Source organism: Pseudomonas sp. R4-35-07 (genome assembly GCF_003852235.1).
In the GTDB taxonomy this organism is placed as follows: domain Bacteria; phylum Pseudomonadota; class Gammaproteobacteria; order Pseudomonadales; family Pseudomonadaceae; genus Aquipseudomonas.
This window is the reverse complement of sequence record NZ_CP027732.1, coordinates 1,807,613-1,824,234: the sequence shown is the minus strand read 5'-3', so window position 1 is coordinate 1,824,234 and position 16,622 is coordinate 1,807,613. Positions and strand designations below refer to the sequence as shown.

Here is a 16,622-nt window from a genome sequence, read left to right as displayed (position 1 = left end):
CACTAGATCTTATATTAGATCTCGATTAATGATCTGAATGAAGATAGCCCGATATTAATCTTCAGGACTCTTCTTATGTTCCCCAGCCTGTTTATCTCCCATGGCTCCCCGATGCTGGCTCTGCAACCCGGTGCCAGCGGCCCGGCGCTGCAGGCTCTGGCAGCCGCGCTGCCACGGCCCAAGGCGATTGTGGTGGTATCGGCGCATTGGGAAAGCCAAGGACTGCTGGTCAGTGGCAGCGCCGCGCCCGAAACCTGGCACGACTTCGGCGGCTTCCCTCGCGAACTGTTTGCGGTGCAATACCCTGCGCCGGGTGATCCACGGCTGGCGAATGAAATTGCCGAGTTATTGCAGGCTGACGGCCTGACTGCACAGGTCGACAACCGACGGCCCTTCGACCATGGCACCTGGGTGCCCCTGTCGCTGATGTACCCGGCGGCGGATATTCCGGTGGTGCAAGTCTCCCTGCCAAGCCGCATGGGTCCGGCTTTTCAAACCCGGGTTGGACATGCCCTCTGCAGTCTGCGCGATCAAGGTGTGCTACTGATCGGCTCCGGCAGCATCACCCATAATCTCGGTGAGCTGGACTGGCGCGCCGGGCCGGAAACCATCACGCCATGGGCGCAAGCCTTTCGCGACTGGGTAGTCGAAAAACTCGCTGCCGGTGACGAAACAGCCTTGCATGACTATCGCCTCCTGGCGCCCCATGCAGTGCGCAGCCACCCCAGCGACGAGCATTTGTTGCCGCTTTACTTTGCGCGAGGTGCCGGCGGTGATTTCAGCGTGGCGCATCAGGGCTTCACCCTCGGCGCCTTGGGCATGGACATCTATCGCTTTGGCTAACACAGGTGCACTGCCTGAAATCCCAGGCAAAAAAATCCCCGAACCAGTCGGGGATTTTTTATGTGCGATCAATCAGCCCAAGGGCGGATCAATCTTCGCGGTAGCGACGCAGCTTCAGCTGCTTGCCGGCAACGCGTGTATCTTTGAGCTTGGCCAGCAGTTTTTCCAGACCGTCTTCCGGCAGCTCCACCAGGGAGAAGCTGTCACGGACCTGGATGCGACCGATGGCTTCACGTGCCAGGCCACCTTCGTTGAGGATAGCGCCCAGCAGGTTCTTGGCAGCGATACCGTCACGCGCGCCCAGCGCAGTACGGCAACGAGCACGACCTTCAGCCAATGGAACCGGAGCACGACGCTCGCGATCACCACGGTCCGGACGGTCGCCGGTACGCTCTGGACGATCACCGCGTGGCGCGTTGTTCGGTACCAGTGGGCGTTCTTTCTCGATCGCTGCCAGGGTCAGGGCCTGACCGTTGGTGGCTTTGCGCAGCAACGCTGCAGCCAGGGCACGCGGGGTGCAACCGATATCGGCGGTCAGGCGGTCCAGCAGTTCGCCGTGGGTCGATTCAGCGTCAGCCACCAGTGGCGCCAGGCTGTTGGTCAGTTTCTTGATGCGGGCATCGAGAACGGCCTGGGCATCCGGAAGGCGGACTTCGGCCACTTTCTGACCGGTGACACGCTCGATCACTTGCAGCATGCGGCGCTCACGTGGAGTCACCAGCAGCAGTGCACGACCTTCGCGGCCCGCACGGCCGGTACGGCCGATACGGTGAACGTAGGACTCTGGGTCGTAAGGCATGTCAACGTTGAACACGTGGGTGATACGTGGAACGTCGAGGCCACGAGCAGCAACGTCGGTCGCTACAACGATGTCCAGGCGGCCATCCTTGAGGGAGTCGATCACGCGCTCACGCTGGTTCTGGGCGATGTCACCGTTCAGCGCAGCAGCCTTGTAGCCTTTGGCTTCCAGGGCACTGGCCAGGTCCAGGGTCGCTTGCTTGGTGCGCACGAACATGATCAGCGCGTCGAAGTCTTCGACTTCCAGCAGGCTCAATACAGCCGAGGTCTTCTGGTCAGCGTGAACCAACAGGTGAGCCTGTTCGATCGCGGTAACGGTCTGGGTCTTGGTCTGGATCTTCACGTGTTGCGGATCGCGCAGGTGGCGTTCGGCAATGGCACGGATCGACTGCGGCAGGGTGGCCGAGAACAGTACGGTCTGACGGGTTGGTGGCAGTGCCTTGAAGATGACTTCCAGGTCATCCATGAAGCCCAGCTTCAACATTTCGTCGGCTTCGTCGAGAACCAGGTGGTTCACGGTCGACAGGACTTTCTCGTCGCGACGCAGGTGGTCGCACAGACGGCCCGGGGTGGCGACAACGATCTGTGCGCCGTTACGGATGGCTTTCAGTTGTGGGCCCATAGGCGCGCCGCCGTAAACGGCCACAACGGTTACACCTGGCATTTGCTTGGCGTAGGTTTCGAAAGCGGTTGCTACTTGCAGCGCCAACTCACGGGTTGGCGCCAGGATCAGGGCTTGCGGCTCGCGCTTGGCAGGATCGATGCAGTGCAGGATAGGCAGGGCGAACGCGGCGGTTTTACCGGTACCGGTCTGCGCCTGGCCAATCATGTCCTGGCCGGCCATGATGATCGGGATCGATTGCTGCTGAATAGCCGAAGGTTCTTCGTAGCCAGTCGCGATGACGGCGGCGAGAATGTTCGGATTAAGATTAAAAGCGGCGAAGCCGCCGGTTTCCTGGGTCATGGGTCTGCCTCTAAGTGCATCCGCAAAGACCCATGCTCCAAAGCTGCGCATGCCGTGTTGAGACTCAAGAGTCGCCCTGGCTGCTTTGTCGGCGGGGATTTGCGAAAACGAATGAATGAAAAAGATTCGTCAAGGAAGAGTCCGCTGTGCGGACGTGCAGCCGAAGCTGACTTCGGGGAATTGCGCTACCTAAACGCGGCCCGGTTAAAGGCCGGCGCGCACTATACCGGAAATAGCTGAAAAAGGGAGCTTTTTTTATCGCAAAGCACCGATAAACCGTGCTGCGTCACAGCCTTTGCAGATAACTGCGCCAGGGTCTATTTTGCAAAGGCCCGGCCCTGTTGGTCATCACGCTTAAACGGTTCACCTGTCCAGGCCTGCCCCTTGGTCTGAAACCTTAATCCGCGCCCCGAGGGCACCCCAGATGAATCAAGCCAGCACCAGCCGCGTCACCCGTGAACTCCAGGGCCATGTCCTGCTGCTGGGGCTGGACCGAGTGGCAAAGCGCAATGCTTTCGACCTCGACCTGCTTAACGAACTGAGCATGGCCTATGGCGATTTTGATCGAAACGATGACGCGCGGGTTGCCGTGGTGTTTGCCCATGGCGACCACTTCACCGCCGGGCTCGACCTGGCCAATGTCAGCGGCGTCATGGCGGGAGGTTGGCAACCGCCCCTGGGCGGCTGCGACCCCTGGGGCGTGTTCGCCGGTCCCAGGGTCAATAAACCGGTAATCGTGGCCGCCCATGGCTACTGCCTGACCATCGGCATCGAGCTGATGCTGGCGGCGGACATCAATCTTTGCGCGAGCAACACGCGCTTTGCGCAGATGGAAGTGCAGCGTGGGATCTTTCCGTTTGGCGGCGCGACATTACGCTTTCATCAGATCGCTGGCTGGGGCAATGCGATGCGCTGGCTGCTGACCGGCGACGAGTTCGACGCCCATGAAGCCCTGCGCTTGGGCTTAGTGCAGGAAGTGATGGCCAGCGAAGACCTGCTGCCGCGCGCCATCGAGCTGGCCAATCGCATCGCACGCCAGGCGCCGCTTGGGGTGCAGGCAACGTTGATGTCGGCGCGATTGGCGCACAAGGAAGGCGAGACCGTGGCGGCCGCCGCGTTGCCGCCGATGGTGAACAAGTTGCTGAACAGCGAAGACGCCAAGGAGGGCGTGCGGGCGATGATCGAGAAGCGGCCTGGGGTGTTCAAGGGTATTTGAGTGGGCAGTGCCGGCCTCACCGGGAGCAAGCCCCCTCCCACAGTTGAAATGCGTTCCAAATGTGGGAGGGGGCTTGCCCCCGATGGCGTACGAACAGACGCCTAGGTCGCCGGCCGAATCACCTTGATCAACGCCTGCAACGAATACCCCAGTCGCGGCGCCAGCACTTCAGCCCGTAAGGACAGCGCCTCCAGGTCCAGCTCCTGATCCAGCTCCGAAGGCACCAGCAGGATCACGTTGCCCTCCTTCACCGGCAGTTCCCAGTAATGCCGGTGATACAACCCGCGCAACAGCGCCGCACCCAGCGGCTTGCCATCATCGGTGGCCCACTGGTTGATCACCAGCCAACCGCCGGGATTGAGCTTTTTCTGGCAATTCTCCAGGAACGTCCAGGCCAGGTGACCGACGCCAGGCCCCACGTCGGTGTACAGGTCGACGAAGATCAGGTCGGCCGATTCGGCGCTGTCGAGCAACTCCAGGGCATCGCCGATACGGATATACAGGCGTGGATCATCGTCCAGGCCCAGATATTCAATCGCCAGGCGCGGTACGTCGGGGCGCAGCTCGATGGCTTCGACGTCCTCAAGCGCCAGGAACTTGAGACAGGCCTGGGTCAACGTGCCGGCGCCAAGGCCAAGGAACAGCGCGCTCTCCGGCTGTTCATGGCACAACGCACCGACCAACATGGCGCGGGTGTAGTCGTACTCCAGCCAGCTTGGGTCGGCAGTGAACACACAGCTTTGCTCGATGGCATCACCAAATTCGAGAAAACGGTAATCGGCCACTTCCAACACACGGATCATGCCGAAATCATCATGGACTTCGGCCAGCAGGCGCTCGACACGCTCCTCGCTCATCACTACTCCTAACGGGTTGGCTGCGGGGCAAAGTGCGCGATTGTCGGCCAAGCGACGGCAGCAGGTCACGCACTAATTGCTGCTAACATTGACGCCCGAACGTCAACCTACCCAACGAGTGCATGATGAGCCAACCCTGGAGCCCCGACAGCTGGCGTGCCCTGCCGATCCAGCAACAACCCCGGTACCCGGATGCTGCGCACCTGCTGCAAGTGGAGCAGAGCCTGGCCAGTTACCCGCCGCTGGTGTTTGCCGGGGAAGCCCGCGAATTGCGTCGTCAGTTTGCCGAAGTCACCCAGGGTCGCGCCTTCCTGCTGCAAGGCGGCGACTGCGCCGAGAGCTTTGCCGAGTTTTCCGCCGCGAAAATCCGCGACACCTTCAAGGTGCTGCTGCAGATGGCGATCGTCATGACGTTCGCCGCCGGCTGCCCGGTGGTGAAAGTCGGGCGCATGGCCGGCCAGTTCGCCAAGCCGCGCTCGTCCAACGATGAAACCATCGACGGTGTCACCCTGCCCGCCTACCGCGGCGATATCGTCAATGGCATCGGCTTCGACGAAAAGAGCCGCGTCCCGGACCCGGACCGCCTGCTGCAGAGCTACCACCAGTCCACCGCCACCCTCAACCTGCTGCGCGCGTTTGCCCAGGGTGGCTTCGCTGACCTGCACCAGGTACACAAGTGGAACCTGGACTTCATTGCCAACTCCGCGCTGGCCGAAAAGTACAGCCAACTGGCCGACCGCATCGATGAGACCCTGGCCTTCATGCGCGCCTGCGGCATGGACGATTCGCCGCAACTGCGCGAGACCAGCTTCTTCACCGCTCACGAAGCGTTGCTGCTCAACTATGAAGAAGCCTTCGTGCGCCGTGACAGCCTGACCAACGACTACTACGACTGCTCGGCCCATATGCTCTGGATCGGCGACCGTACCCGTCAGCTGGATGGCGCCCACGTCGAATTCCTGCGCGGGGTGAACAACCCGATCGGGGTCAAGGTCGGCCCGAGCATGAACCCGGACGACCTGATCCGCCTGATCGACATCCTTAACCCGGACAACGACCCTGGCCGCTTGAACCTGATTGCACGCATGGGCGCCAATAAGGTCGGCGACCACCTGCCAGACCTGATTCGCGCCGTGCAGCGCGAAGGCAAGCACGTGCTGTGGAGCTGCGACCCGATGCATGGCAACACCATCAAGGCCAGCAGCGGCTACAAAACCCGCGACTTTGCGCAGATCCTCGGCGAAGTGAAGGAGTTCTTCCAGGTACATCAGGCTGAGGGCAGCTATGCCGGCGGCATTCATATCGAAATGACCGGGCAGAACGTCACCGAATGCATCGGCGGCGCACGGCCGATCACCGAGGACGGCTTGTCGGACCGCTATCACACCCACTGCGACCCGCGGATGAATGCTGATCAGTCGCTGGAACTGGCGTTTTTGATTGCCGAAACCTTGAAACAGGTCAAGCGTTAGATTGTTGTCGACTGGACTGACGCCAATCGGGGGCAAGCCCCCTCCCACAGGGAATGCATTTCACATGTGGAAGGGGGCTTGCCCCCGATGGCGCCCTAAAGACCAGCCTCCAGACCGAGCATTGCCACCCGTAACCGCGCGGCGCTCGGCCGCTGGCAATTGAGCACGACCTGTTGCAGCCCCAACCAATCGGCCATCTGCCGCAGGTTCAGCGCCAACGCCGACATCCCCCGCTCATCCAGGCCCGGCTCTTCCTCGTGCAGCGCATGCACCGCCAGGCAACCGTTGGCTCGTTCGGCGCGCAAATCGACGCGCGCAGCGATTCGCTCGTTGTGCAAAAACGGCAGCACGTAGTAGCCGTACACCCGTTTGTGTTGCGGGGTGTAAATTTCCAGCCGGTAACGGAAATCAAACAGGCGCTCGGTGCGGGCACGCTCCCAGACCAACGAATCAAAGGGCGACAGCAAGGCGCTGGCCGGCACGTTGCGTGGCACTTTGGGTGCCGGCAAGCAATACGCCGGCTGCTTCCAGCCTTGCACCTGGCAGTTCAGCAACTGTCCATCCTCGATCAGCTCGGCCAGGCGCTGGCGGCTGTCGACGGGGTCGAGGCGAAAGTAATCGCGCAGGTCTTTTTCAGTGGCCACTCCCAGGGCGGTTGCGCTGTGCAACAACAAACTCCGCTGGGCCTGGGTTTCGCTCAGGTTGACTTGAAGGACTTCGGCGGGGAGCACCCGTTCGGGCAAATCATAGAGGCGTTCAAAGCCACGCCGCCCGGCAACGGTGACCAGACCGGCCGCGAACAGCCATTCCAACGCGTGCTTCTCGTCGCTCCAATCCCACCAGGGCCCGGCACGCACCTCGCGGGTCGACAAACTGCCCGCGCCCAAGGCGCCCTGCTCTTCAACGGCGCGCAGTACGCGCTGGACAGTGCTCTGCTGCTCACGCCCGAATCGCGCCATTTGCGCGTAGATCCCCTGCCCTTGTTTGGCCCGCTCCATGCGCCAGCGCATCATTGGGTACAGCGCCATGGGCAGCAACGAGGCTTCGTGCCCCCAATATTCGAACAGCGAGCGCTGCCGCCCCTGGCTCCAGGCGGCCTGTTCGAGCATCAAGGGAGAATAACGGCCCAACCGGGAAAACAGCGGCAGGTAATGGGAGCGCACCACGGCATTGACCGAATCGATCTGCAGCACACCGAGGCGCTCGATCACACGGTTGAGGTGCGCGGCTTTTATCTGTGCCGGCGGCTGGCGCCCGGAAAACCCCTGGGCTGCCAGCGCCATGCGTCGTGCTTGCTTGAGGGAAAAGGACAGGACGGCGGGCATGGGTAGCTCCTTGAATACGCGCGTCCTACCCTACTGCATTCCCGGTTACTTTCGCAGCGGGTCTTCCCAGAAATGCCGATGGATTTCCTGCTCCACATCGATACGGTTAAGACCGATATCCTTGAGCGCGTCGTCGCTCATGGCCGCCAGCATCTGGCGTTCACGATGCAGCGCCTGCCAACGCGAAATCGTATGAAGAAGCCCAGAAAGCGGCCACTTTGCCATCAATACAACATCTGTTTGACCTTTCATCTTCTCGCCCTCCAGTGGGGATGACGCCAGTGTGTGCCTGGGCTTATGATCAATCCAACGAATGTTTCTTATGAAATACATCTCGGAGATTGATCAATTGTCCACGTACCCCAGCATCGACACCGAAGTGCTGCGCACCTTCGTCGCCATCGCCGATCAGGGCGGTTTTACCCGGGCCGGCGAGCTGGTCAACCGCACCCAGTCGGCGGTGAGCATGCAGATGAAACGCCTGGAAGAGGATGTGCTGCAGCGCAAGCTGTTCGAACGCGACGGCCGTCAGGTGCGGCTGACCCCCGAGGGCCAAGTGTTGCTGGGTTATGCGCGGCGCATCCTGAAATTGCACAGCGAAGTGTTCAACACCCTGCGCGAGCCGCATATGGTGGGCCTGGTGCGCATCGGCACGCCGGACGACTACGTGATGCGCTTCCTGCCGGGCATCCTCAAGCAGTTTTCCAAGGCTTACCCGCTGATCCAGATCGAACTGCACTGCGAGTCGTCAACGGTGCTGGTGCAGCGTCGGGACCTGGCATTGACCGTGATCAGCCGCGAGCCCGGCAATGATCTCGGTGAATTCTTGCGCACTGAGCGTATGGTGTGGGCCGCCTCGCCGTGTTTCTGCGTGGACGAGCATGACGCCATGCCGCTGGCGGTTTCCGGCGACGACTGCGTTTACACGCAGTGGGCGCGGGCGGCACTGGATGCGGCCGGGCGGGATTATCGCCTGGCCTATCACAGCTCCAACGGCGCGGCGATCCTGGCAGTCGTCAGTGCCGGCCTGGCGGCGATGATCAGCATGGAAAGCCTGGTGCCCCAGGACCTGCGCGTACTCGGCAGCGACGAAGGCTTCCCACCCTTGCCGTCGATGCACCTGCGCTTGTTGCGCAATCCGCAGATGACGTCGCCCATCACCGAATGCCTGGCCGACTACATCCTCGAAGGCTTCAGACTTTAAACGTCAGCATCATCGCGCACACCACCAGGAAGCCGCAGAACAGGCCACGCAATACGCGCTCGGGCAGCGCATGAGCGACTTTCACGCCCCAGCTGATACTGAGCAGGCCTCCCACCGCCAACGGCACGCCGATCAGCCAGTCCACCTGGTGGTGCCAGGCGTAGGTGACCAGGGTTACTCCGGTGCTGGGCAGCGCCAACGCAAGGGATAAGCCTTGGGCGACGACTTGGGTGGTGCCGAAAACGCTGGTCAGCACCGGCGTGGCCACCACCGCGCCACCCACACCAAACAATCCGCCCATGGCGCCCGACGCAGCGCCGAGTACGCCCAACCAGGGCCAGGAATAACGCATTTGCGCGGTCGGCGGTGCGTTACGGGTGAACATGCGCAACAGGTTATAGGCCGCCAGCACCACCAAAAACACGATAAACCCAATCCGCATCGCCCCGGCATCCAGGCCTACCGCCCAGATCGATCCCAGCCAGGCAAAGCTGAAGCCCATCACACCCAGCGGCAAGGCGTGGCGCAGCTCGATGCGGTTGCGCTGGTGATAGCGCCACAGGGCCAGCATCACGTTGGGTACTACCATGACCAGCGCAGTGCCTTGGGCGATCTGCTGGTCCAGGCCGAACAGCACCCCCAGCACGGGGATGGCAATCAGCCCGCCTCCAATGCCAAACAAGCCGCCCACTGTGCCAAGGGCCGCGCCCAATACCAGGTACATCGCTAAATCCAACACCGCTCGCTACTCCGTCATCCCAAGCCTTGCATGCTACGCAGTCGGCCCTGGCACGGAAACGCACAGCAACGCACAATGGTTGTGCCAACCTCGCATAAGCATGAGCCGATGAATCCCAATACCCTCACCGACCAACTGGGCCTGTTTCTCGATGTACTCGAAACCGGCAGCTTTTCCGCCGCTGCACGCCGCCATCCGCTGACCCCCTCGGCCGTGGCACGGCGTATCGACAGCCTGGAAAACTCAGTCGGCAGCCGCCTGTTCCAGCGCAGCACCCATGCCGTGGTGCCCACCCCGGCTGGCCTGGCGTTTGCCGAGCGGGCGCGACGGATTGTGAGTGAATTGCAACTGGCGCGCGCCGAAGCAGTGTCGTTGAGCCATGCGCCGGAAGGCCTGATCCGCATGGATGCACCGGCGGCTTTCGGGCGACGGCACCTGGCGCCGGTGATTGCAGATTTCCTGAAGCTGTACCCTGGGCTGGATGTGCACCTGCATTTGATCGACAGCTTTGTTGATATGCAGGGCGCGCATTTGGGCAAGGTCGACCTGGTGCTGCGCGCCGGGCATATTGCCGACACCCGGCTGATCGCCACGCCGCTCGCCAGTATTGTGCGCATCGCCTGCGCCAGTCCGGGCTACCTGAAAAGCCGCGGTACGCCGACGCACCCGCGGGAGCTGAGCGAACATGACGGCCTGGATTGGGACGGTCTGGCGCCGATGTTCGCCTGGCGCTTCGAACTGGACGGGCGCCGTGCCATCTACCGCCCTCGCCGTATCCGCATGAGTGCCAACAACGCCGAAGCCCTGCTCAGCGGCGCCCTGGCGGGGTTGGGTATTGCGCACCTGCCGACATGGCTGGCCAGCGAATACCTGGTGCGCGGTGAACTCTTGCCCCTGTTTTGTGAAAACGGCTTGCCCAGCCCGGAAACCACCGGCATTTACGCGCTACGCCTGGAACAACGACCCAATGCGCGCAGCCGATTGCTGCTGGAATACCTGAAGTCCCGTTTCAGCCCGGTGCCGCCCTGGGATCTGGCCCTGCAAGGCACGATGGCCTGACCGTCCGGCTAGAATTATCTGGTGCATTAAAGATTTGCCCGCTAGATTCCAGTCCATACAGGCTTTTTTCGAGGCACCGCCATGAGCAAGAATCCCACACCCTGCGAATCCTTGATGCTGGATAACCAGCTATGTTTCGCGTTGCATTCCACCTCGCTGCTGATGACCAAGGTCTATAAACCTCTCCTCCAGGCGCTCGGCCTGACCTATCCGCAGTACCTGGCCATGATGGTGCTGTGGGAAGAGGATGGTTTGACCGTCGGTGAAATCAGCAATCGCCTGCTCACCGACCCCGGCTCCCTGACCCCGCTGCTCAAGCGCCTTGAAGCCGAAGGCCTGTTGAGCCGCACCCGCAGCCGCGAAGATGAGCGTGTGGTGGTGGTGGAGTTGACCGACGCCGGGCGGGCGCTGCAGGACCGGGCGATGGGTATTCCCCAGTGCATCCTGGGTGCCAGCGGACTGGAACTGGAGCAGCTACGCAAGCTGCAGGCGGATTTGGTTGCTTTGCGCAGCAACCTGCAGAACGCAATCTAAAGACGCAACTGAACATGTGGGAGGGGGCTTGCTCCCGATAGCGATGAGCCATATACGCATTGAGTGGCTGGCCCACCGTCATCGGGAGCAAGCCCCCTCCCACATTGTTTTCCCATCGCAAAAAAATATTTATAAATTTATCTTGCACACTAAACATTAGCGCTATACATTCACCTCATCAACTATTTAGCGCGCAAATATTTAGCACTAACAAACCAGAGGACGACACCATGCAAACGCTCTATACCGCAGTAGCCACCGCCACCGGCGGCCGTGATGGTCGCGCTATCTCCAGCGACAACATCCTCGACGTCAAACTCTCCACTCCCAAGGAATTGGGCGGCACTGGCGGCCAGGCCACCAACCCTGAACAGCTGTTCGCTGCCGGCTACTCGGCCTGCTTTATCGGCGCGCTGAAATTCGTCGCCAGCCAGACCAAACGCAAAATCCCGGATGACGCTTCGATCACCGCCCATGTCGGCATTGGCCAGATCCCCGGTGGCTTCGGCTTGGACATCGACCTGCACATCAGCCTGCCAGGCCTGGCGCAAGACGATGCGCAAAGCCTGGTCGACGCTGCTCACCAGGTCTGCCCGTACTCCAACGCCACTCGCGGCAACGTTGATGTGCGCCTGCACGTAACCGTTTAACCACGCGCCCTGATCGGAGAAGACCATGAACACCTTTGCTAAAGCACTCACCGGCAGCCTGCTTGCCCTGTCCATCAGCACCGCCTTCGCCGCTAGCGGTGATGTGGAGCACAGCACCCAGGGTTTCCTGGATGCGCTGAACGCCGGCACCGGCAAGCCGATCGAGCAATTGACGCCCCAGCAGGCCCGTGCGGTGCTGACAGGTGCCCAGGCCGGGGTGAAGTTGAGCCTGCCCAGGGCAGACGTGAGCCAGAAGACCATTCAGGTCGATGGCCAGCCGCTGGACCTGACCATCGTGCGTCCAGCCGGGGCCAAGGGCGCTTTGCCGGTGTTCATGTTCTTCCACGGCGGTGGCTGGGTGCTGGGGGATTACCCCACCCATGAACGCCTGGTGCGGGACCTGGTGGTGGGTTCGGGGGCAGTGGCGGTGTTCGTCAACTACACGCCGTCACCGGAAGCGCATTACCCCGTGGCGATCAACCAAGCGTATGGCGCAACAAAATGGGTGGCCGAGCACGGAAAAGAGATCAACGTCGATGGCAAGCGCCTGGCGGTCGCGGGCAACAGTGTCGGCGGCAACATGGCAGCGGTGGTCAGCCTGATGGCCAAGGACAAGGGTACGCCGGCGATCAAGTTCCAACTGCTGCTGTGGCCGGTGACCGATGCCAACTTCGACACGGGTTCCTACAACCAGTACGCCGAAGGGCACTTCCTCACCCGGAACATGATGAAATGGTTCTGGGACAATTACACCACCGACGCCAACCAGCGGGCTGAGATCTACGCCTCGCCACTGCGAGCCACCCCTGATCAACTCAAGGGGTTGCCACCTGCGATGGTGCAAACCGCTGGCGCCGATGTACTGCGTGACGAGGGTGAAGCCTACGCCCGCAAGCTCGATCAGGCCGGCGTGCCGGTGACTGCCGTACGCTACAACGGCATGATCCACGACTACGGTTTGCTGAACGTGGTCAGCCAGGTACCGGCGGTGCGCTCGGCATTGCTGCAAGCGTCGGACGAACTCAAGCAGCACCTGAAGTAAACCCCGCAGGCACAAAAAAGCCCGACGCATGGTCGGGCTTTTCCATTCGTAAGGCAGGGCCAGAATTACTTCTTGGCGCGACCTTTGTACGAACCACCTTCGCGGGTGTCGATCTCGATCAGGTCGTCGATTTCGATGAAATCGGCTACTTGCAGCTCGGTACCGTTGCTCAGTTTGGCAGGCTTCATCACCTTGCCGGAAGTGTCACCGCGAGCGGAGCCTTCGGTGTAGGCCACTTTACGCACGATAGTGGTCGGCAGTTCTACGGAAACCAGGCGCTCTTCGAAGAAAATCGCTTCGCAGACGTCTTCCATGCCTTCTTCGATGAACGGCAGAACGGCTTCGATATCTTCAGCGTTCAGCTCGTACATGGTGTAGTCGGTGGTATCCATGAACGTGTAGGTGTCGCCGCTGATGAAGGACAGGGTCGCTTCCTTGCGGTCGAGGATCACGTCGTCCAGTTTGTCATCGGCGCTGTAGACGATCTCGGTCTTGTAACCGGTCAGCAGGTTCTTCAGCTTGGTCTTCATGATGGCGCTGTTACGACCAGACTTGGTGAACTCAGCTTTCTGAACCAGCCAAGGGTCGTTTTCGAGACGGATCACTGTACCGGGTTTCAGTTCTTTACCAGTTTTCATTGCATATATCCGAAATTTGGATGGGATTTACAAAAATCAAGGTGGCGTATCATATCCAACTTTCATAAAACTGTACCAGCGCCGTCGCAAGATCGGCCTGCAAGCCCTGTTCCAGACACCAGTCTTGCGCATGCTGGCTGAGTTCCGGCCAGTGCTCCAGCAGCATTTTCCAGGGTTGGGCCATATCGCCCTCGGTATTCCAGGCTTGCCAGAGTGCAACCAGCGCCGCCTTGGCCGCCGGCGACAAGGCGGCGGTGTATAGCTCGAGGAACGCATCGAGCTTGTCGAGATGGATGTCTTCGTCCTGACGATAGATGTGCCACAGCAACGGGCGCCCGGCCCACTGGGCGCGCACGAACGAATCTTCGCCACGCACGGCATTGATGTCACAGCACCACAGCAATAGGTCGTACTGGGCCTGGCGCACGAACGGCAGCACTTGCACGGTCAAGGCCCCGCGCTGGTGAACAGCCCCTGCCGTCAACCCCTCCTCGCCCAGCCAGCGCTGCACGTCACCCAGGATGCGCCCTTCCGGCACCAACAGATGAGTGGCACGCCCGTCTGTCGACAACACGTCCAGCCAACTGCCGAGCCCGGCGTTTTCGTAGGCGAACAGTGAGATCAGGCGCGCATCGGCAAGCGGAAATACGCCCAGGCTTTGCAGGAATTGTCGCTGCGCATCGGCATCTTGCTGAAAAACCTGACGCTGTTGCAGCAACCCCGCCTCACGCAACAGCCCGCCGGTGCCTGGACGAAAGCCCGGAAAAAAGAAGTACTTCTGCACACCCTTGAACTTCACCGACGGCAGGCGGTGACAGCCCACCACCCAGTCCTCGGCGCTGAGGTAATCCAGGTTCATCCACAACGGCGTGCGTTCACGCGCGGCCATGGCTTCCATGTAGTCAGGCGGCAGCTGGCAAGCGAACGCGGCAATCACCACATCGGCCGCAGGCGTTGTCGACCAGTCAAACGGCCAGTGGCGCACATCGACACCCGCTTGCCATTGCTGCGCCAGGTTTACATCGATCTGTGGGCACATGCGCTCGAAGGCGCGCAGGTCATCGACCCACAGGCGCACATCGCAGGCGTGCTCCGCGACCAATTGCCGGGCCAGGCGCCAGGTCACGCCGATGTCGCCGTAGTTATCGACGACGCTGCAAAAAATATCCCAGCGGGCTTTCATTCCGGGCTCCACGACTCAAAGGCTCGATTGTCCGCATAAATGCGCCGATGCAGAAGGCTTGATCGCGATTATTCTGCGCAGTGGCTGTGCGACAATCGCTGCCACGCCGTCAATGCCTGCCAGGAGGCCACCATGTCTGACCGTCCGCTGTCGCTGTTCAAGCTGTCTATCGCCATTGCCGCAGGCGTGTGGCTGGGGTTTATCGCCATCGCACTGACCAGCTGGCTGGCATCGCGCTACCTGTTCCCGCAGAGCCTGGCACCCGTGGCCCAGGCGGTGCAGCAACTGGGTAAGCCGACCGTGGTCGCGCCGGAGCCGCCGAACCGTATGTTCGAGCAGTACCAGCAGAACCTGCAAAAGCAGGAGCAGCAACAAGCCCTGGACCAGGCCCGAAGCAATGCGCGCAACCTGGCCAACCCCAAATGCCAGTTCTGGCTGCAACAGGATCAGAACGCTCCAAATGAAAAATCCAAAGCCAATGTCCTGCAATTCTGCGATTAGAGATCATGAATAAACACGCCGTCCTCCAGCTGATCCTGGAAAAACTCTCCGCCGACCTCGACATCGCCCAGCGCGCCGCGCAGACCGCCTACGAGACGGCGACACACGAGGAGAACATCGCAGAAAACAAGTACGACACCTTGGGGCTGGAGGCTTCGTATCTGGCGGCCGGCCAGGCCAAGCGGGTCGAAGAGATCAAGCAGTCACTGGCGCTGTGCCAGAACCTGCAGGTGCGTGCGTACGATGACCAACGCGGGATCGAAGTGGGTACGCTGCTGGGCCTGGAAGACGAGCACGGTCGCCAGCAATGGCTGTTCCTGGCGCCGGATGCTGCGGGGTTGAAGGTTGAAGTGGTCGGGCAGCCGGTAACCGTCATCACCCCGCGCTCGCCCTTGGGCAAAAGCCTGCTGGGCAAGCGTGTCGAGGATGAGGTAGAGATTCTGGTGGCGGCCGCCCGGCAACATTTCACGGTTACCGAGGCCAAATAACGCGCGGTGGCGAGGGCGCTGGCTCCCTCGCCACAGGGATCAGTGAACCGGCAGTTCAACGCCGTCGAACAGCTCTTCGAGTTCCTGCTTGTTGTGGCACTGGATCGCCTTGGCCATCACTTCGCGGGTCAGGTGCGGGGCGAATTTCTCGATGAAATCGCACATGAAACCGCGCAGGAAGGTGCCACGGCGGAAGCCGATCTTGGTCACGCTGGACTCGAACAGCTCGCTGGCGTCGAGCACCACCAGGTCTTTATCGAGCTGGGTGTCGACCGCCATCTTGGCGACGATGCCCACGCCCAGGCCCAGGCGCACGTAAGTCTTGATTACGTCGGCGTCGGCTGCGGTGAACACCACTTTCGGCGTAAGGCCACGGTGGCTGAAGGCTTCGTCTAGCTTCGAACGGCCGGTGAAACCAAACACGTAGGTGACGATGGGGAATTCCGCCAGGGCTTCCAGGGTCAACTTCGGCAACTTGGCCAGTGGGTGCCCCTGGGGCACGACCACGCAACGGTTCCAGCGGTAGCACGGCATCATCACCAAATCACCGAACAGCTCCAGGGCTTCGGTGGCGATCGCGAAATCGACGGTGCCATCAGCGGCCATCTCGGCGATCTGCATCGGCGAGCCCTGGTGCATGTGCAACGCCACGTCCGGGTATTGCTTGATGAAATCACGGATCACCGGCGGCAAGGCGTAGCGTGCCTGGGTGTGGGTGGTGGCAATCGACAGGGTGCCCTTCTTCTCGTTGGAGAATTCCTGGGCGATCTGCTTGATGCTTTCGACTTTGCGCAGAATCTCACCGGCGGTGGTGATGATGCGCTCGCCGGCCGGGGTGACGCGGGTCAGATGCTTGCCGCTGCGCGCGAACACTTCGACGCCCAGCTCGTCTTCGAGCAGGCGGATCTGCTTGCTGATACCGGGTTGCGACGTGTAAAGGCTTTGAGCGGTAGCGGAAACGTTGAGGTCGTGGTGCGCCACTTCCCAGATGTAGCGCAGTTGTTGAAGCTTCATATGAATCCCTCAAAGCAGATAGACGCCACGGGTATCAGCGACGGTATATAACTATATTAAAGGTAAGATATATAAATCTAGAACTTTTTATCGTT

General features: G+C 61.1%; 18 protein-coding genes. 10 read left to right on the top strand and 8 right to left on the bottom strand.

All coding sequences use genetic code 11. The annotated features are described in order from the left end of the window. Positions 1–75: 75 nt before the first annotated feature. On the top strand, positions 76–843 hold the full coding sequence (locus tag C4J89_RS08380) for a class III extradiol ring-cleavage dioxygenase (protein WP_124361918.1): 768 nt from the start codon (positions 76–78) through the stop codon (positions 841–843). Between the two features lie 88 nt (positions 844–931). Here the strand turns inward: C4J89_RS08380 and C4J89_RS08375 are convergent, their stop codons facing one another. Then, positions 932–2,605, bottom strand: a complete 1,674-nt coding sequence (locus C4J89_RS08375; RefSeq protein ID WP_124366387.1) for a DEAD/DEAH box helicase — start codon at positions 2,603–2,605, stop codon at positions 932–934. Positions 2,606–3,029: 424 nt separating this feature from the next. Here C4J89_RS08375 and C4J89_RS08365 point away from each other — a divergent pair, with 424 nt between their 5' ends. Next, positions 3,030–3,821, top strand: a complete 792-nt coding sequence (locus tag C4J89_RS08365; protein WP_124403523.1) for a crotonase/enoyl-CoA hydratase family protein — start codon at positions 3,030–3,032, stop codon at positions 3,819–3,821. Positions 3,822–3,922: 101 nt separating this feature from the next. Here the strand turns inward: C4J89_RS08365 and C4J89_RS08360 are convergent, their stop codons facing one another. Beyond that, positions 3,923–4,678 carry a spermidine synthase gene (locus tag C4J89_RS08360; protein WP_124414220.1) on the bottom strand — a complete coding sequence of 252 codons (756 nt, stop codon included), beginning with the start codon at positions 4,676–4,678 and terminating at the stop codon, positions 3,923–3,925. 125 nt (positions 4,679–4,803) lie between these two features. On the opposite strand from C4J89_RS08360, the gene C4J89_RS08355 reads away from it, so the two are divergent. Further along, positions 4,804–6,150, top strand: coding sequence for a class II 3-deoxy-7-phosphoheptulonate synthase (locus tag C4J89_RS08355; RefSeq protein WP_124361915.1), 1,347 nt, complete (start codon positions 4,804–4,806; stop codon positions 6,148–6,150). Between the two features lie 95 nt (positions 6,151–6,245). Here the strand turns inward: C4J89_RS08355 and C4J89_RS08350 are convergent, their stop codons facing one another. Next, on the bottom strand, positions 6,246–7,475 hold the full coding sequence (locus C4J89_RS08350; protein WP_124414219.1) for a winged helix-turn-helix domain-containing protein: 1,230 nt from the start codon (positions 7,473–7,475) through the stop codon (positions 6,246–6,248). 45 nt (positions 7,476–7,520) lie between these two features. Further along, positions 7,521–7,727: a DUF1127 domain-containing protein gene (locus tag C4J89_RS08345; protein WP_256681786.1), complete on the bottom strand. Its 207-nt coding sequence runs from the start codon at positions 7,725–7,727 to the stop codon at positions 7,521–7,523. A gap of 70 nt (positions 7,728–7,797) precedes the next feature. Between C4J89_RS08345 and C4J89_RS08340 the strand changes: the two genes are divergently transcribed. Continuing rightward, the gene (locus tag C4J89_RS08340; protein ID WP_124361912.1) at positions 7,798–8,679 is read left to right on the top strand and encodes a LysR family transcriptional regulator; all 882 of its coding nucleotides are present in this window, start codon (positions 7,798–7,800) and stop codon (positions 8,677–8,679) included. On the opposite strand, the gene C4J89_RS08335 is transcribed toward C4J89_RS08340, so the two are convergent. Beyond that, positions 8,669–9,418: a sulfite exporter TauE/SafE family protein gene (locus C4J89_RS08335; protein WP_124414217.1), complete on the bottom strand. Its 750-nt coding sequence runs from the start codon at positions 9,416–9,418 to the stop codon at positions 8,669–8,671. The two genes, C4J89_RS08340 and C4J89_RS08335, sit on opposite strands and share 11 nt — an antisense overlap. Before the next feature lie 108 nt (positions 9,419–9,526). Between C4J89_RS08335 and C4J89_RS08330 the strand changes: the two genes are divergently transcribed. From C4J89_RS08330 to C4J89_RS08315, 4 genes are all read left to right on the top strand, one after another. Beyond that, positions 9,527–10,477, top strand: coding sequence for a LysR family transcriptional regulator (locus C4J89_RS08330; RefSeq protein ID WP_124414216.1), 951 nt, complete (start codon positions 9,527–9,529; stop codon positions 10,475–10,477). A gap of 81 nt (positions 10,478–10,558) precedes the next feature. Then, complete coding sequence (locus tag C4J89_RS08325) at positions 10,559–11,011, top strand: MarR family winged helix-turn-helix transcriptional regulator (RefSeq protein WP_124406691.1); 453 nt, start codon at positions 10,559–10,561, stop codon at positions 11,009–11,011. Between the two features lie 230 nt (positions 11,012–11,241). Further along, the gene (locus tag C4J89_RS08320) at positions 11,242–11,661 is read left to right on the top strand and encodes an organic hydroperoxide resistance protein (protein WP_124414215.1); all 420 of its coding nucleotides are present in this window, start codon (positions 11,242–11,244) and stop codon (positions 11,659–11,661) included. 25 nt (positions 11,662–11,686) lie between these two features. Then, entirely contained in the window at positions 11,687–12,703 is a 1,017-nt protein-coding gene (locus C4J89_RS08315) for an alpha/beta hydrolase (RefSeq protein ID WP_124414214.1), read from the top strand. A 65-nt stretch (positions 12,704–12,768) separates the two neighbouring features. Here C4J89_RS08315 and C4J89_RS08310 read toward each other — a convergent pair whose 3' ends face one another. Both C4J89_RS08310 and earP read right to left on the bottom strand, forming a co-directional pair. Continuing rightward, positions 12,769–13,341, bottom strand: coding sequence for an elongation factor P (locus C4J89_RS08310; RefSeq protein WP_003172723.1), 573 nt, complete (start codon positions 13,339–13,341; stop codon positions 12,769–12,771). 49 nt (positions 13,342–13,390) lie between these two features. After that, entirely contained in the window at positions 13,391–14,524 is a 1,134-nt protein-coding gene (gene earP / locus C4J89_RS08305) for an elongation factor P maturation arginine rhamnosyltransferase EarP (protein ID WP_124361906.1), read from the bottom strand. A 132-nt stretch (positions 14,525–14,656) separates the two neighbouring features. Here earP and C4J89_RS08300 point away from each other — a divergent pair, with 132 nt between their 5' ends. Together C4J89_RS08300 and C4J89_RS08295 are read left to right on the top strand one after the other, a co-directional pair. After that, positions 14,657–15,025 (top strand): hypothetical protein, encoded by a 369-nt coding sequence (locus C4J89_RS08300; protein ID WP_124414213.1) that lies wholly within the window; start codon positions 14,657–14,659, stop codon positions 15,023–15,025. 5 nt (positions 15,026–15,030) lie between these two features. Further along, positions 15,031–15,513: a GreA/GreB family elongation factor gene (locus tag C4J89_RS08295; RefSeq protein WP_124414212.1), complete on the top strand. Its 483-nt coding sequence runs from the start codon at positions 15,031–15,033 to the stop codon at positions 15,511–15,513. Between the two features lie 39 nt (positions 15,514–15,552). Here the strand turns inward: C4J89_RS08295 and cysB are convergent, their stop codons facing one another. Then, positions 15,553–16,527: an HTH-type transcriptional regulator CysB gene (cysB, locus tag C4J89_RS08290; RefSeq protein ID WP_124361903.1), complete on the bottom strand. Its 975-nt coding sequence runs from the start codon at positions 16,525–16,527 to the stop codon at positions 15,553–15,555. Positions 16,528–16,622 lie beyond the last annotated feature (95 nt).

What these genes read in the sequence shown, in the direction of transcription:
- C4J89_RS08295 (WP_124414212.1), top strand. Translation starts at nt 15,031, where the DNA reads ATGAATAAACACGCCGTCCTCCAGCTGATCCTGGAAAAACTCTCCGCC.
- C4J89_RS08310 (WP_003172723.1), bottom strand. Translation starts at nt 13,341, where the DNA reads ATGAAAACTGGTAAAGAACTGAAACCCGGTACAGTGATCCGTCTCGAA.
- C4J89_RS08345 (WP_256681786.1), bottom strand. Translation starts at nt 7,727, where the DNA reads ATGAAAGGTCAAACAGATGTTGTATTGATGGCAAAGTGGCCGCTTTCT.
- earP (WP_124361906.1), bottom strand. Translation starts at nt 14,524, where the DNA reads ATGAAAGCCCGCTGGGATATTTTTTGCAGCGTCGTCGATAACTACGGC.
- C4J89_RS08365 (WP_124403523.1), top strand. Translation starts at nt 3,030, where the DNA reads ATGAATCAAGCCAGCACCAGCCGCGTCACCCGTGAACTCCAGGGCCAT.
- C4J89_RS08325 (WP_124406691.1), top strand. Translation starts at nt 10,559, where the DNA reads ATGAGCAAGAATCCCACACCCTGCGAATCCTTGATGCTGGATAACCAG.
- C4J89_RS08380 (WP_124361918.1), top strand. Translation starts at nt 76, where the DNA reads ATGTTCCCCAGCCTGTTTATCTCCCATGGCTCCCCGATGCTGGCTCTG.
- C4J89_RS08355 (WP_124361915.1), top strand. Translation starts at nt 4,804, where the DNA reads ATGAGCCAACCCTGGAGCCCCGACAGCTGGCGTGCCCTGCCGATCCAG.
- C4J89_RS08350 (WP_124414219.1), bottom strand. Translation starts at nt 7,475, where the DNA reads ATGCCCGCCGTCCTGTCCTTTTCCCTCAAGCAAGCACGACGCATGGCG.
- C4J89_RS08340 (WP_124361912.1), top strand. Translation starts at nt 7,798, where the DNA reads ATGAAATACATCTCGGAGATTGATCAATTGTCCACGTACCCCAGCATC.
- C4J89_RS08320 (WP_124414215.1), top strand. Translation starts at nt 11,242, where the DNA reads ATGCAAACGCTCTATACCGCAGTAGCCACCGCCACCGGCGGCCGTGAT.
- C4J89_RS08360 (WP_124414220.1), bottom strand. Translation starts at nt 4,678, where the DNA reads ATGAGCGAGGAGCGTGTCGAGCGCCTGCTGGCCGAAGTCCATGATGAT.
- C4J89_RS08315 (WP_124414214.1), top strand. Translation starts at nt 11,687, where the DNA reads ATGAACACCTTTGCTAAAGCACTCACCGGCAGCCTGCTTGCCCTGTCC.
- C4J89_RS08300 (WP_124414213.1), top strand. Translation starts at nt 14,657, where the DNA reads ATGTCTGACCGTCCGCTGTCGCTGTTCAAGCTGTCTATCGCCATTGCC.
- cysB (WP_124361903.1), bottom strand. Translation starts at nt 16,527, where the DNA reads ATGAAGCTTCAACAACTGCGCTACATCTGGGAAGTGGCGCACCACGAC.
- C4J89_RS08375 (WP_124366387.1), bottom strand. Translation starts at nt 2,605, where the DNA reads ATGACCCAGGAAACCGGCGGCTTCGCCGCTTTTAATCTTAATCCGAAC.
- C4J89_RS08330 (WP_124414216.1), top strand. Translation starts at nt 9,527, where the DNA reads ATGAATCCCAATACCCTCACCGACCAACTGGGCCTGTTTCTCGATGTA.